Origin of the sequence: Pseudolabrys sp., from assembly GCF_050250095.1 — a bacterium.
In the GTDB taxonomy this organism is placed as follows: domain Bacteria; phylum Pseudomonadota; class Alphaproteobacteria; order Rhizobiales; family Xanthobacteraceae; genus Pseudolabrys.
Window position 1 is genome coordinate 526,037 of sequence record NZ_JBFWPH010000003.1, and the last position, 13,895, is coordinate 539,931.

General features: G+C 65.3%; 15 protein-coding genes. 5 read left to right on the plus strand and 10 right to left on the minus strand.

Going from position 1 to position 13,895, the window contains the following annotated elements:
* Positions 1 to 7: 7 nt before the first annotated feature.
* The 9 genes from hemW to AB7F10_RS12050 all read right to left on the minus strand — a co-directional run bounded on the left by hemW (position 8) and on the right by AB7F10_RS12050 (position 7,073).
* Positions 8 to 1,168, minus strand: a complete 1,161-nt coding sequence (hemW, locus tag AB7F10_RS12010; protein WP_428561156.1) for a radical SAM family heme chaperone HemW — start codon at positions 1,166 to 1,168, stop codon at positions 8 to 10.
* Entirely contained in the window at positions 1,155 to 1,814 is a 660-nt protein-coding gene (gene rdgB / locus AB7F10_RS12015) for an RdgB/HAM1 family non-canonical purine NTP pyrophosphatase (RefSeq protein ID WP_428561158.1), read from the minus strand. Before rdgB ends, hemW begins: the two co-directional genes overlap by 14 nt.
* Positions 1,811 to 2,524: a ribonuclease PH gene (rph, locus tag AB7F10_RS12020; protein WP_428561160.1), complete on the minus strand. Its 714-nt coding sequence runs from the start codon at positions 2,522 to 2,524 to the stop codon at positions 1,811 to 1,813. Before rph ends, rdgB begins: the two co-directional genes overlap by 4 nt.
* Positions 2,525 to 2,628: 104 nt before the next feature.
* Complete coding sequence (locus AB7F10_RS12025; RefSeq protein ID WP_428561162.1) at positions 2,629 to 2,934, minus strand: copper-binding protein; 306 nt, start codon at positions 2,932 to 2,934, stop codon at positions 2,629 to 2,631.
* A 29-nt stretch (positions 2,935 to 2,963) separates the two neighbouring features.
* Positions 2,964 to 3,443, minus strand: coding sequence for a cupredoxin domain-containing protein (locus AB7F10_RS12030; protein WP_428561164.1), 480 nt, complete (start codon positions 3,441 to 3,443; stop codon positions 2,964 to 2,966).
* An 18-nt stretch (positions 3,444 to 3,461) separates the two neighbouring features.
* Entirely contained in the window at positions 3,462 to 4,856 is a 1,395-nt protein-coding gene (locus AB7F10_RS12035; protein ID WP_428561166.1) for a multicopper oxidase family protein, read from the minus strand.
* 31 nt (positions 4,857 to 4,887) lie between these two features.
* The gene (locus AB7F10_RS12040; RefSeq protein WP_428561168.1) at positions 4,888 to 6,309 is read right to left on the minus strand and encodes a TolC family protein; all 1,422 of its coding nucleotides are present in this window, start codon (positions 6,307 to 6,309) and stop codon (positions 4,888 to 4,890) included.
* Positions 6,309 to 6,584, minus strand: a complete 276-nt coding sequence (locus AB7F10_RS12045) for a hypothetical protein (protein WP_428561170.1) — start codon at positions 6,582 to 6,584, stop codon at positions 6,309 to 6,311. The genes AB7F10_RS12040 and AB7F10_RS12045 overlap by 1 nt, the downstream gene beginning before the upstream one ends.
* Before the next feature lie 63 nt (positions 6,585 to 6,647).
* Positions 6,648 to 7,073, minus strand: coding sequence for a hypothetical protein (locus AB7F10_RS12050; RefSeq protein WP_428561172.1), 426 nt, complete (start codon positions 7,071 to 7,073; stop codon positions 6,648 to 6,650).
* 128 nt (positions 7,074 to 7,201) lie between these two features.
* Between AB7F10_RS12050 and hrcA the strand changes: the two genes are divergently transcribed.
* Positions 7,202 to 8,287 (plus strand): heat-inducible transcriptional repressor HrcA, encoded by a 1,086-nt coding sequence (hrcA, locus tag AB7F10_RS12055; RefSeq protein WP_428561175.1) that lies wholly within the window; start codon positions 7,202 to 7,204, stop codon positions 8,285 to 8,287.
* A gap of 70 nt (positions 8,288 to 8,357) precedes the next feature.
* Positions 8,358 to 8,951, plus strand: coding sequence for a nucleotide exchange factor GrpE (grpE, locus tag AB7F10_RS12060; protein WP_428561178.1), 594 nt, complete (start codon positions 8,358 to 8,360; stop codon positions 8,949 to 8,951).
* Between the two features lie 3 nt (positions 8,952 to 8,954).
* Here the strand turns inward: grpE and pncA are convergent, their stop codons facing one another.
* Entirely contained in the window at positions 8,955 to 9,683 is a 729-nt protein-coding gene (gene pncA, locus AB7F10_RS12065; RefSeq protein WP_428561592.1) for a bifunctional nicotinamidase/pyrazinamidase, read from the minus strand.
* A 323-nt stretch (positions 9,684 to 10,006) separates the two neighbouring features.
* Between pncA and dnaK the strand changes: the two genes are divergently transcribed.
* The 3 genes from dnaK to AB7F10_RS12080 all read left to right on the plus strand — a co-directional run bounded on the left by dnaK (position 10,007) and on the right by AB7F10_RS12080 (position 13,882).
* Positions 10,007 to 11,935: a molecular chaperone DnaK gene (gene dnaK / locus AB7F10_RS12070; protein WP_428561180.1), complete on the plus strand. Its 1,929-nt coding sequence runs from the start codon at positions 10,007 to 10,009 to the stop codon at positions 11,933 to 11,935.
* A gap of 97 nt (positions 11,936 to 12,032) precedes the next feature.
* A complete protein-coding gene (gene dnaJ, locus AB7F10_RS12075) occupies positions 12,033 to 13,184 on the plus strand; it encodes a molecular chaperone DnaJ (RefSeq protein WP_428561182.1) in 1,152 nt (383 codons plus the stop codon).
* A 95-nt stretch (positions 13,185 to 13,279) separates the two neighbouring features.
* Positions 13,280 to 13,882 (plus strand): class I SAM-dependent methyltransferase, encoded by a 603-nt coding sequence (locus tag AB7F10_RS12080; protein ID WP_428561185.1) that lies wholly within the window; start codon positions 13,280 to 13,282, stop codon positions 13,880 to 13,882.
* Positions 13,883 to 13,895 lie beyond the last annotated feature (13 nt).

A 13,895-nucleotide genomic window follows, 5' to 3' on the forward strand; every position in this document is an offset into this window, starting at 1 on the left:
TCGCAGATCAGGCGGCGAGATCCGCGACCACGGCGTCGAGGATCGGGAAGCCTTCGAGCGTCACGCGCAGCTTGCCGTCCGCGGTGGTTTCGACCGCGCCCTGCTCGCGCAGGAAGGCGATCTTCTCCGGATCGATGTCGCGGCCGGCAATCGCCTTGAAACGGTCGAGATCGATGCCCTCGGCAAGCCGCAGGCCCATCAGCAGATATTCGTCGGCGCGCTCGGTATGCGTCAGCTCTTCCTCGACGGTGATGCCGTGGCCGTTCGCTTCGACGCGCATCAGCCAGCCTTCGGGGCGCTTGTCGGTTTCGGTTGCGAGGCGCGCGCCGTCGACGGTGAGGCGGCCATGCGCGCCGGGTCCGATGCCGGCATAGTCGTGGCCGCGCCAGTAGACGAGATTGTGCCGGCATTCGCGGCCGGGCCGCGCATGGTTGGAAATCTCGTAAGCCGGCAGGCCCGCCGCCGCGCAAATCTCCTGCGTGACGTCATAGAGCGCGCGGCCGGTGTCCTCGTCCGGCGTGACGAGCTTGCCGGCCTTATGCAGCGCGGCGAACGGCGTGTCGGGCTCGATGGTGAGCTGGTAAAGCGACAAGTGCTCGGCGGCCTCGGCGATGGCGCGTTTGAGTTCGGCGGCCCAGGCCTCCGGCGTCTGCTGCGGCCGGGCATAGATCAGGTCGAACGAGTAACGCTGGAAAATGCCGCGCGCGGTGGCGACGGCGGCCAGCGCGTCCTCCGCGGTGTGCAACCGGCCGAGCTCGCGCAGGCTGGCGTCGTCGAGCGCCTGCACGCCGAGCGAGACGCGGTTGACGCCGGCGCCGCGATAGCCGCGGAAGCGCTGCGCCTCGACGCTCGACGGATTGGCTTCGAGCGTCACCTCGACATTCGGCGCGATCGTCCAGTGCCGCGCGATGGTGTCGAGAATGCCGCCGACGGTTGCCGGTTTCATCAGCGACGGCGTGCCGCCGCCGAAGAAGATGGTCGAGACCTTGCGGCCGGGCGCGCGCGCCGCAGTGGTCGCGATCTCGGCTGCGAAGGCTTGCAGGAAGCGCTCTTCGTCCGGCGGCTGATGGCGGACATGGCTGTTGAAGTCGCAATAGGGGCACTTCGACAGGCAGAACGGCCAGTGAATGTAGACGCCGAAATCCTGGTTGTTCTCAGTGGCGGACAAGGCAGGCCTCCGCCAGTTTCACGAAAGCGCGGGCACGGTGCGACAGGCCTTTGCCGCGCGGCGGCAGGCCGTGTTTCTCATCCGCGCTCATCTCGCCGAAGGTGCGGTCATGACCGTCGGGCAGGAACATCGGATCGTAGCCGAAGCCCTGCGTGCCGCGCGGCGGCCACACCAGCACGCCGTCGACCTGCGCCTCGAATTCTTCGAGGTGGCCATCCGGCCAGGCGATGCACAGCGCCGAGACGAAATGCGCGCGACGATCGGCGGTCTTGAGGGCCTGAAGCTTGTCCTCGATGGTGCGCATCGCGAACTGAAAGTCCTTGTTGGGGCCGCCCCAGCGCGCCGAATAGATGCCGGGCTCGCCGCCGAGTGCGTCGACGACAATACCTGAGTCGTCGGCGAATGCGGGCAGGCCGGTCGCCTTTGCCGCGGCTTCCGCCTTGATGCGGGCATTGGCGCGGAACGTGGTACCGGTTTCCTCCGGTTCCGCGAGCTTCAATTCGCCGGCCGAGACGACCGACACGCCATAGGGTGCGAGCAGGTCGCGCATCTCGACGAGCTTGCCGGAATTATGCGTGGCGATGACGACGCGGTCGGTCAGTTGCCGATGCGCCGTTTCATCGCGAGAGGTCGCTTGCTCGCTCACGTCACCGCCAGCTTCTGCAGGTCCACGAGCCGCGCAATGCCCTTGCGGGCGAGACCGAGCAGCGCATTGAACTCGTCCTCGCTGAAGGGGGTCTTTTCGGCGGTCGCCTGAATCTCGACGATGTTGCCGCTGCCGGTCATGACGAAATTGGCGTCGGTCTCGGCTTCAGAGTCTTCCGCATAGTCGAGATCGAGCACCGCGACATTGCGATAGACGCCGCACGACACCGCCGCGATGTGATCGCGCAGCACCGGCTGCTTGATCATGTCGCGCGATTTCATCCAGTTGAGGCAGTCGGCAAGCGCGACCCATGCGCCGGTGATCGAGGCGGTGCGGGTGCCGCCGTCGGCCTGGATGACGTCGCAGTCGACCGTGATCTGCCGTTCGCCGAGCGCGGGCAGGTCGATCACCGAACGCAAGGAGCGTCCGATCAGCCGCTGGATTTCCACCGTGCGGCCGCCCTGCTTGCCGGCGGAAGCCTCGCGGCGGGTTCGCTCGGAGGTCGCGCGCGGCAGCATACCGTATTCGGCGGTGACCCAGCCGCGGCCTTGGCCCTTGAGCCACGGCGGCAGGCGCTCCTCGAGGCTCGCCGTCACCAGCACATGGGTGTCGCCGAATTTCACGAAACAGGAGCCTTCGGCGTATTTGACCACGCCCCGCTCGAGCGACACCGCGCGAAGATCGTCGGGCTGGCGGCGGCTGGGGCGCATGAAAAACCTCGTGTCCGCCCGTGTGCGGGTTGAGCACGGGCAAGCCGCCTTTTAGGCGGGCCGGACCGCAGGGACAAGTGCGGTCCGGCCATTTTCAAGGTGGGTTATTTCGCCTTTTCGATCTTGGTGACGGTGAACTGCCCGTTCACCTTGTCGGCGTCGAATTTGACCTTGTCGCCCGCCTTCACCGCCTTGAGCATCGACGGGTCGGCGGCGCGGAACACCATGGTCATGCCCATGTCCATGTCGAACTTCTTGACCGGGCCGTGTTTGATCGTGATCTTGCCGGCGCTTTGGTCGACCTTGGTAACCTGGCCCTGAATCAGCCTCGACTGCGCAAATGCCGTAGTGCCTGCAACGGCGCTCAGGCACAGCATGCCGGCGAGGAGCGAGCGGCGGATAGATTTCATTTCAACGTCCTTTCTCCGATTGCGGTTAGCTACTTCACGGTGATCGAGCCGCGCATCCCAGCCTCGTAGTGGCCGGGGATAAGACAGGCGAACTCGAAGGTCCCGGTCTTGGTGAACTTCCAGAGAACTTCGCCGCTCAGCGACGCGGCGAGCTGCTTGGCGTTCGGATCGTCGTGCTCCATGTGCGGATGCTTCTTCATCATCTCGGCGTGTTTCTTGTTCTCCGTCACGGTGGCGAGAACGAACTCATGATCCTTGGCGCCCGCATTATCGAGGACGAAGCGAATCTGCTCGCCCTTGCGGACGGCGATGCTGTTCGGTTCGAACAGCATCTTCTTGCCGTCTTCACGCATGATGACCTTGACGGTGCGCGATGGCTTTGCCGGATCGCCCGGCTCGCCCGCGGAGAATTGCGGGTGGCCCGATTTCGATTCATGGCTCGAGCCAGGAGCCGCGGTTGCAACGAGCGCCGTTGCGACGGTCAGAACCGCAAGTGTCGTTTTCAGCATGTGCTTTCTCTCCTTGATTTAATGCTGACCGGAGTGCGGTCTGCGTGCCCCCGGCTTGACGACATCGACTTCGATGGCGGGTTTCTTCGGTGCTTCGCCGCGTTGACGCGGCGGTTCGCCGCCGGGAGCGGCGGCGATCTCGTAGGCGACCGTGCCGGGCGGGTGCTTGAACCAGCCCGGATCCTTGTAGTCATTGGCGGCGAGGCCTTCGCGGACCTTCACCACCGTGAACATGCCGCCCATCTCGACGGGGCCGAATTGCGCAAAGCCCGTCATCATCGGCAGCGTGTTGTCCGGCATCGGCATTTCCATCTCGCCCATGTCGGCCATGCCCGCTGTCGCCATCGGCATGTAGTCCGGCGAGGCGACGCCGCGGATCGCGCGCACGAGATCGCGCTTTTGCGCGCCGATGAAGGTTTTCACGCCGTGTCCCATCGCATTCATGGTGTGATGCGACTTGTGACAGTGCAGCGCCCAGTCGCCCGGCTCGTCGGCAACGAATTCGAACGCGCGCATGCCGCCGACCGGAATGTCGATGGTGACTTCCGGCCAGCGCGCACCCTCCGGAACCCATCCGCCGTCGGTGCAGGTGACGGCGAAGTGATAGCCGTGCATGTGCACCGGATGGTTGGTCATCGTCAGGTTGCCGACGCGGATACGCGTGCGGTCGCTCTTGCGCACGACCAGCGGGTCGATGCCGGGAAACGCCCGGCTGTTGAAGGTCCACAGATTGAAGTCGGTCATCGTCATGACCTTCGGCATGTAGGCCCCGGGGTCGATGTCGTAGGCGTTGAGCAGGAACACGAAGTCGCGGTCGGCCCGCATGAATTTCGGATCGCGCGGGTGCACGACGAAGGAGCCCATCATGCCCATCGCCATCTGCACCATTTCGTCGGCGTGCGGGTGGTACATGAACGTGCCGCTTTTCTTCAGCACGAATTCATAGACGAAGGTTTTGCCGGGTTTGATGTGCGGCTGTGTCAGGCCGCCGACGCCGTCCATTCCATTCGGCAGCAGCATGCCGTGCCAATGGATCGTGGTGTGTTCCGGCAGCTTGTTGGTGACGAAAATGCGCACCTTGTCGCCTTCGACCGCCTCGATGGTCGGGCCGGGCGACTGACCGTTGTAGCCCCACAAATGCGCCTTCATGCCGGGCGCTATCTCGCGGACCACAGGCTCGGCGACGAGATGAAACTCCTTCCAGTCGCCGTTCATCCGCCACGGCAGCGTCCAGCCGTTCAGCGTCACCACCGGCTGATAGTCCGGACCGCTTGCGGGATGGAGCGGCGGCTGCATCGCCGGCGACGTCATGGTTGGCGCCTCTGGAATGCCGGCTGCCTGCACCCGTCCGCTGATAGCGGCGGCCCCGGCGAGAACGGCCGATCCACCGACCAGGCTGCGGCGAGAGATCATGGTTTTTCTCCGTGGATTGTCGGATGTCATGTCAGTGCCCTTCTGCTTCGCCGCCGCCAGCCATCGCCATGGCGGGCGATGACGAGGCGCCGGCCGGCATGCCACCGATCACGGCTGCCGACAGCGTGGTGCTGGCGAGCCAGAAATTGCGCTTCGCTTCGATTGCGGCGGTGTTTGCGGCAATGCGTTGCCGCGCTTCGGTGAGCAGCGTGAAGACGTCGATCTGCATCGCGTTGTAGCGAAGCAGCATTTCGTCGGAGATGATCTGCCGAAGCGGCAGGATCTCGCGCCGATAGTGACCGGCGATGTCGTAGGTCGCCCGATAGCTGCGATAGGCGTCGCGGGCCTGCGAGCGTGCATTGACCGCGGTTTCGGCAAGACGGTTGATCGCCTGCGTGTAGCGTTGCTCGGCCTCGCGAACGCGGCTCTCGCCGAAGTCGAACAGCGGAATCCGCAGCTCGACCTCCAGCCCGCGCTCGCGCTCGATCTCGTCTCCGGCCTTGGTGCGCTTGCCGAGGCCCGCGAGTTCGAACACGTCGAGAAAGCGTGTCGCTTGGGTAAGGCCGAGCGTGGCCGCGAGCGCCTCGGTTTCCAGTCTCGCGATCTGCACATCGATGCGCCGCTTGATCGCCTCCCGCTCGATCGCGGGTTGCACCAGCGGCCGCGGCGGCAGTGCCGGCAGCGTCGAAGGTAGCCGGAAGTTGAGGTCGCGTCCCCACAGACCCAGCGCGCGGACAAGCCGTTCGCGATCGCTCGCGGCGCCCTGCCGGGCGGTCGCGAGCTGCGCGGCGGTCTCCGCGTAAAAGGTCTGTTGCCGCGCCTGATCGAGCTTGTTGATTGCGCCGGTCTTGCCGAGCCGTTCCGAAAGAGTGGCGGCGGTGTCGGCCGCGGTCTGCGCTTGCGACAGGTATCCGACAAGTTGCTGGCTCGCGACGGCCTGATACCACGTGCGCCGCGCCTCCTGCGCGAGCCGCAATGTCTCCTCTGCGGCGCGGAGCTGCGCCTGACGAAACCGCTTGTGGGCGGTTTCGCTGCGTGCCGGCAGGGTTGCGAGCGCGAGAATATCGCCAAGCAGCTTGCCTTCGATTTCGGATGCGCCGCCGCCGGCGAGTCGCGACACCGACAGTGTGGGGCTTGGCGGCAAGCTTGCAGCAACCATGCGCGCCTCGGCGATGCCGAGTTCGGCATAGGCTGCCTGCAGGCCCCGATTGTTGAGCAGTGCGACCTGCACCGCGGCATCGGCGGTGAGCGGGCGCTTGAGCAGCCGCGTAACTGCCTCGCGAGCGGCGCTCGCATCCTCGTCACTGCGGATAGCCGCGACATCTTTGCGAAGCTCGTGGCCTGCGGTGTCGGCGACAAAGCTCATGCCGCCGTCGGGAGAGAACGCCGCGCAGCCGCTCAGCAGTAGCGAAGCAATGAGCGCTACCGCGCCCGTTCGGACACGCGGTTGCATCACTTGGAATCCTTGTTCGGGGCGACGGCGTCGTTGGTGCTGCGCCAGTCAGCAGGCGTCGCGGGACGGCGGCTTTGATAATTGCGGAGCACGCCGCGATAGGCTGTGCCGGGTGCCGCGGCTTCGGCGTTGGAAGGGTCGGATATGCGGCTTGACGCTTGCGGCGCGGCGCAGCCCGCAAGCGCGAGCAGCATCAACGAAACGACGATATGGAGTTGCCACAGGCTGACGTGCCGCCGGCTGGCGGCCACGCGCGCGCGGATGAACGCGGACATAGTTGTCCCTCATGTGTCGAATGATCCTGTGCGCGGGCGGCGGAAGCCGGCCCGCGCCGCGGTTCACAGCAACACGAGGGATATCGGAGGACGGTCGATGCGGCCGGGACCTTGCCCGAACAGGCTGTCGGCCGCGGCGACGCGGCACTTTGCCGGTATGATTGCCGGAAGCGCGATAACGGTCTGCGCCTGCGGGATCGCCGTGACGCCGAACAGCCCGCAGCACTTGGCCGGCGAGTTCGCCGTATCGGGCATGGCTTTGCCCGGTGCGGCGTCCGGGTGGTGCGCCGCGCCGGCGTGATGCGACGTGTCGGCCATGTGGATATGGGTGGCGGCGACGCCCTGATACTCGGTCATGCAGTGTGCCGGGGCGTTCGCAGGACCGTTGATCGCGAGCGCGGCTGCGGGCGAGGCGACGCAAAGCGCATAGCCGAGCGCAAACGCCGCCGCGAGGCGGATACGGCTTGCACTGGTGAACCGGTGAAACATGCGGATGCGATACCCGGGAACCTGTCGTTCTCTCATTAGAAATGTGCCATTGCGGCAGCATCGCGGCAAGGCGGTCTTGAACAAGACGGTCCATATGGTCAATTCTTGCGGAAAGGTAGGAGTTTACGGTGGCGTCCCACGACATCCCGATCGGATCGACACAGGTCAGCCTCACCGCGCTCAACGAGCGTTCGCGCGAGATTTTCCGGCAGATCGTCGAATCCTATCTGACCACCGGCGAGCCGGTCGGCTCGCGCAATCTGTCGCGTAAATTGGCGCTGTCACTGTCGCCGGCATCCGTTCGCAACGTGATGTCGGACCTCGAACAGCTCGGCCTGATCTGGGCGCCGCACACCTCGGCCGGCCGGCTGCCGACCGAACTCGGCCTGCGGTTCTTCGTCGATGCGCTGATGGAGATCGGAGACGTCACCGAGCAGGATCGCAAGTCGATCGAAGCGCAGGTCGCGACCGCCGGCGCGGCGAAATCGTTCGAGACGGTGCTGACCGAAGCCTCGCAATTGCTGTCGGGCCTGACCCGCTCCGCCGGCATCGTGCTGACCAGCAAGACCACGACGCGGCTCAAGCACGTCGAGTTCGTGCGGCTTGAACCGGAGCGCGCGCTCGCGGTGCTGGTCGCCGAGGACGGCACGGTCGAAAACCGCGTGCTCAACGTCCCGGCGGGCTTGCCGACCTCCTCGCTTACCGAAGCGGCGAATTTCCTTAATGCCCGCATCCGCGGCAAGACGCTGGCCGAGCTGCGCGCGGAACTCGAACGCACGGTCGAGCAGGGCCGCGCCGAACTCGACGCGCTGACGCAGAAGATCGTCGCGGCGGGTTTTGCCAGCTGGTCGGGCGGCGGCGCCGACGAGCGCCAGCTGATCGTGCGCGGCCACGCCCATCTGCTTGAAGATCTCAGAGCGGTCGAGGATCTCGAGCGGGTGCGTTCGCTGTTCGATGCGCTGGAAACCAAGCGCGGCGTCATCGACCTCCTGGGCCGCGCGGAGCAGGCCGACGGCGCCCGCATCTTCATCGGCTCGGAAAACAAGCTGTTTTCGCTGTCGGGGTCCTCGACCATCGTCGCGCCCTACCGCGACGGCGCCGGCCGTATCGTCGGCGTGATCGGCGTGATCGGCCCGACGCGGCTCAATTACGCCCGCGTCATCCCGATGGTCGATTACACGGCGCGGGTGGTGAGCCGGCTCTTGTCCGGCTGATCGCTTGATTTTTACCGCCGCAGACCTGATATGGCGGTCTGACGACGATCAATCTGACGGAATGAGGATAATGACGGACCCGACAGCGCGCCCGCAAGATCACAAAGATCAGGCAGCGCCCGAGCCCGCCGATGCGGCGGCCGCGCCCGGCGCCGAAGCGGTTCGCGATCCGCTGGCCGAAGCCCAGCGCGAGGCCGCAGAGATGAAGGACAAGCTGCTGCGCACGCTCGCCGAGATGGAGAACCTGCGCCGGCGCACCGAGCGCGAGGTGTCGGATGCCCGTCTTTACGGCATTTCAGGCTTTGCCCGCGATGTACTCGGCGTTGCCGACAATATGCAGCGCGCCATGCAGGCGCTCGAAGATGAGTTGCGCGGCAATGAGTCCGTGAAGGTGCTCGTCGAGGGCGTCGAACTGACCGAGCGCGAACTGCTCAAGGTTCTGGAGAAGCACGGCGTCAAGCGGTTCTCGCCGCTCGGCGAGAAGTTCGATCCGAACATGCATCAGGCCATGTACGAAGTGCCGGATGCGAGCGCTGCTCCCGGCACCGTCGCGCAGGTGATCCAGGACGGCTACAAGATCGGCGAGCGCGTACTGCGCCCTGCGATGGTGGCGGTCTTCAAGGCGCCGCCGAAGGCCGCGGCCGCTTCGGCCAACGACGACTGATCCTCAGATCGCGAGATCCCGCGACTGGATGCGCTTGACGCCGGCCTTGCGCATGTCTTCCCACGCCTTGGCGAGCGAGCCTTTGACGTCGATGCCGCGGCAGGCGTCTTCGATCACATAGACGGTCAGGCCGGCTTTCCGCGCGTCGATCGCCGACCAGGCAACGCAGAAGTCGGTGGCGAGGCCGGCGATGAAGACCGTGCCGAGATTGCGCTCCTTCAGATAGCTGTAGAGCCCGGTCGGCGTCTTGCGGTCGGCTTCGAGAAAGGCCGAGTAGCTGTCGACGTCGTTGTGATAGCCCTTGCGGATGACGAGCTGCGCCTGCGGCAGCTTCAGGTCTTTCGACAGCTCCGCGTCCGGCGTCCCCTGAATGCAGTGGTCGGGCCACAGCACCTGCGTGCCGTAGGACAGTTTCGTCGTCTCGAACGGCGCCTTGCCGGGATGGCGCGAGGCGAACGAGGTGTGACGCGGCGTGTGCCAGTCCTGCGTCAGAACCACATTCGCGAAGCCGCGGGCGATGCGGTTGATGACGGGAATGATCTGGTCGCCGTCCTTCACGGCGAGGCTGCCGCCCGGCAGGAAGCAGTTTTGCACGTCGACGACGAGAAGCACGCTCCTGCCGTCGGGCCGGACGGTGGCGGCGAGGGCCGGGGCCGTCCGGCCGGTCAAACCGCCGGCCATGCCGGCTGCGATCAATCCGAAGGTGAGAAGCCGTCTTTGCCGGTCGATCATCGCCATCTCGCTCCTCTTGCGCCCGCCCCGCGCCGCCCATGCAATCGAAGCGCCGATCGGGCGCCGCGCCAAGGTGTTTGAACGGCCGGTTTGAAGGGGCTGTTAACGGTTTCCGCGGTGTCTGCCGCCCATCGGGACACGGAAATGTGACCATCTGTCTTGCAGGGCAGGGCAGCCCTCCTATATGAGCTTCGAGGCCGCAAATACGCGGCAAATCGCGTCCCCCAGGGGGTCGGTGAAGGGACCCGCGGGAAGCCCGCGGCGCTCTATCCGGATGCTCATTCGGTCCGGCCGGCCTGCCGCAAATTGAGAGGTATTACGTCATGGGCAAGGTCATCGGGATCGACCTCGGCACCACCAATTCCTGCGTCGCCGTCATGGACGGCAAGACGCCGAAAGTCATCGAGAACGCCGAAGGCGCGCGCACCACGCCCTCGATCGTCGCATTCACCGACGACAACGAGCGTCTCGTCGGCCAGCCGGCCAAGCGTCAGGCCGTCACCAATCCGGAAAAGACCATCTTCGCGGTGAAGCGCCTGATCGGCCGCCGCTACGAAGATCCGATGGTCGAGAAGGACAAGAAGCTCGTCCCCTACAAGATCGCGAAGGCGTCGAACGGCGACGCCTGGGTCGAGGCGGACGGCAAGCAGTATTCGCCCTCGCAGATCTCCGCCTTCATTTTGCAGAAGATGAAGGAGACGGCGGAAGCCAATCTCGGGCAGAAGGTCGAGCAGGCGGTCATCACCGTCCCGGCCTACTTCAACGACGCGCAACGTCAAGCCACCAAGGACGCCGGTAAGATCGCCGGCCTCGAAGTGCTGCGCATCATCAACGAGCCGACGGCGGCCGCGCTCGCCTACGGCCTCGACAAGAAGCAGAACGGCACCATCGCGGTCTACGATCTCGGCGGTGGCACGTTCGATATTTCGATTCTGGAAATCGGCGACGGCGTATTCGAGGTGAAGTCGACGAACGGTGACACGTTCCTCGGCGGCGAGGACTTCGACATGCGCCTGGTCGGCTATCTCGCCGACGAGTTCCAGAAGGAGCAGGGCATCGATCTGCGCAAGGACAAGCTCGCGCTGCAGCGGCTGAAGGAAGCCGCCGAGAAGGCGAAGATCGAGCTGTCCTCGACGACGCAGACCGAGATCAACCTGCCGTTCATCACGGCGGACGCCTCCGGCCCCAAGCATCTCACCATGAAGCTGACCCGCGCGAAGTTCGAGGCGCTGGTCGACGACCTCGTTCAGAAGACCATCGCGCCCTGCAAGCAGGCGATGAAGGACGCCGGCATTTCGGCGGCCGAGATCAACGAGGTTGTGCTGGTCGGCGGCATGAGCCGCATGCCGAAGGTGCAGGAAGTCGTGAAGCAGTTGTTCGGCAAGGAGCCGCACAAGGGCGTCAATCCTGACGAAGTCGTCGCCATCGGCGCCGCCATTCAGGCCGGCGTGCTGCAGGGCGACGTCAAGGACGTGCTGCTGCTCGACGTGACTCCGCTGTCGCTCGGCATCGAGACGCTGGGCGGCGTGTTCACCCGCATCATCGACCGCAACACCACGATCCCGACCAAGAAGAGCCAGGTCTTCTCGACCGCCGAGGACAACCAGAACGCGGTGACGATCCGCGTGTTCCAGGGCGAGCGCGAGATGGCGGCCGACAACAAGATGCTCGGCCAGTTCGACCTGGTCGGCATTCCGCCGGCGCCGCGCGGCGTGCCGCAGATCGAGGTCACCTTCGACATCGACGCCAACGGCATCGTCAACGTCAACGCCAAGGACAAGGCGACCAACAAGGAACAGCAGATCCGCATCCAGGCCTCTGGCGGCCTTTCGGAAACCGACATCGAAAAGATGGTGAAGGATGCCGAAGCGCACGCCGAAGAGGACAAGAAGCGCAAGGCCGAGGTTGAGGCGAAGAACCACGCCGAGACGCTGGTCCATTCGACCGAGAAGGCCCTGTCCGAGCACGGCGCCAAGGTCGGCGAGGCCGATCGCAACGCGATCGAGAACGCGCTTGCCGATCTGAAGGAGTCTCTCAAGAGCGGCGACGCCGCGGAGATTCAGGCCAAGACCAACACGCTGGCGCAGGCATCGATGAAGCTCGGCGAGGCGATGTACAAGGCACAGCAGGCCGAAGGCCAGCCGGCGGACGACAGTGAGAGCGCTACCGGCGCCGACGGCAAGAAGGAAGACGTGGTCGACGCGGAGTTCACCGAGGTCGACGACGACAAGAACGACAAGAAATCCGCCTGACGTGCGGCGCTGAACCGTGTCCAAGGCAACCGACAACGCGACGACATCACCCCCGGGCGAAAGCCTGGGGGTGACGGCTTTTTGAATCGGGGCGGCGATGTCCAAGCGCGATTATTACGAAGTGCTCGGCGTCACGCGTACCTGCACGGAAATCGAACTCAAGACCGCCTATCGCAAGCTCGCCATGCAGCATCACCCGGATCGCAATCCGGGCGACAAGGACTGCGAGCATCGCTTCAAGGAATTGAACGAGGCCTACGACGTCCTCAAGGATGGCAACAAGCGCGCGGCCTATGACCGGTTCGGCCATGCGGCTTTCGAGCAGGGTATGGGCGGCGGGCAGGGCCACGGCTTCGGATCGAATTTTGGCGACGCCTTCGCCGATATTTTCGAAGGCATCTTCGGCATGGGCGGCAGTCAGCGCGGCGGCGGCTCGGGCCGCGAACGCGGCTCCGATCTCCAGTACAACATGGAGATCTCGATCGAGGACGCCTTCCGGGGAAAGACGGCGCAGATCCGCATCCCGACGCCGGTGACCTGCGAAGCCTGCTCCGGCTCGGGCGCAAAGCCCGGCACCCAGCCGACCACCTGCGCCCATTGCGGCGGCGCGGGGCGCATCCGCCATCAGCAAGGGTTCTTCACGCTGGAGCGGACTTGCCCGGCCTGTCAGGGCCGCGGCCAGACCATCGATAATCCATGCACGTCCTGCTCCGGCTCCGGCCGGGTGACGCGCGACCGTACGCTGTCGGTTAACATTCCGCCCGGCGTCGAAGACGGCACGCGCATTCGCCTGTCGAGTGAGGGCGAGGCCGGCCTGCGTGGCGGCCCCGCCGGCGACCTCTATATTTTCCTGTCCATCGCCAGCCACACGTTCTTCCAGCGCGACGGCGCCGATCTCTATTGCCGCGTGCCGATCTCGATGGTGACCGCCGCGCTCGGCGGCGACTTCGAGGTTCCGACCGTCGACGGCTCGAAGTCGCGCGTCAAAATCCCGCCGGGCACCCAGTCCGGCAAGCGATTCCGGCTGGCCGGCAAGGGCATGCCGGTGCTGCGGGCCAAGCGGATGGGCGACATGTATGTGCAGGTGACGGTGGAAACGCCGCAAAATCTGACCAAGCGGCAGCGCGAGCTGCTGGCCGAGTTCGAAAGCCTGTCATCCACCGATACGCAGCCCGAGTCCGCCGGATTCTTCAGTAAAGTCAAAGAGTTTATTGATGGGCTTGGCGGTGGTGGCAGCTCTGCGCACTGACGATCTTGACCCTAATTCCGCCCCGCTATACCGCTTGGGTGCGTCACGTTGCTGCAACAGTCGGTTCAGACCCGTGACATTCCGGTAAGGTCGAAATGTCTTTCCCGTCCGTCGCTCGCGTCGAGAAGAAGTCGCTCCGCCTCGACGACGAAATGCGCTTCATTCGCTCATGGTTTGAAAAGCCCTTGGCAACCGGCGCAGTCATGCCGTCCGGCCGCGCGCTCGCGCGCACCATGGCGAACTACGTCGATCCGAATTCGAACGGTCCGGTGATCGAGCTTGGTCCCGGCACCGGTCCGGTCACCGAAGCATTGGTGGCGCGCGGCGTCGATCCGGCGCGTCTGGTGCTCGTCGAGTTCAATCCGACCTTCTGCAGCCTGCTGCGCGCACGCTATCCGGCAGCGACCGTCGTGCAGGGCGACGCCTACCGGCTGCGTTCGCTGCTCGGCCCGCTGGTCCGCGATCCCGCGGCGGCGATGGTGTCCGGCCTGCCGCTGATGACCAAGCCGATGCGCACGCGGCTTCGGCTGTTTGCTGATGCGATGCACTTCCTGGCGAAGAGCGCGCCCTTCATCCAGTTCACCTATGCCGTGGTGCCGCCGATCCCGCGGGCTTTCGATGCGGTCTCCGCCGAAGGCTCCGACGTGATCTGGCTCAACCTGCCCCCGGCGCGCGTCTGGGTCTATCGCGGCCACTGATCGGCTTTTGTGC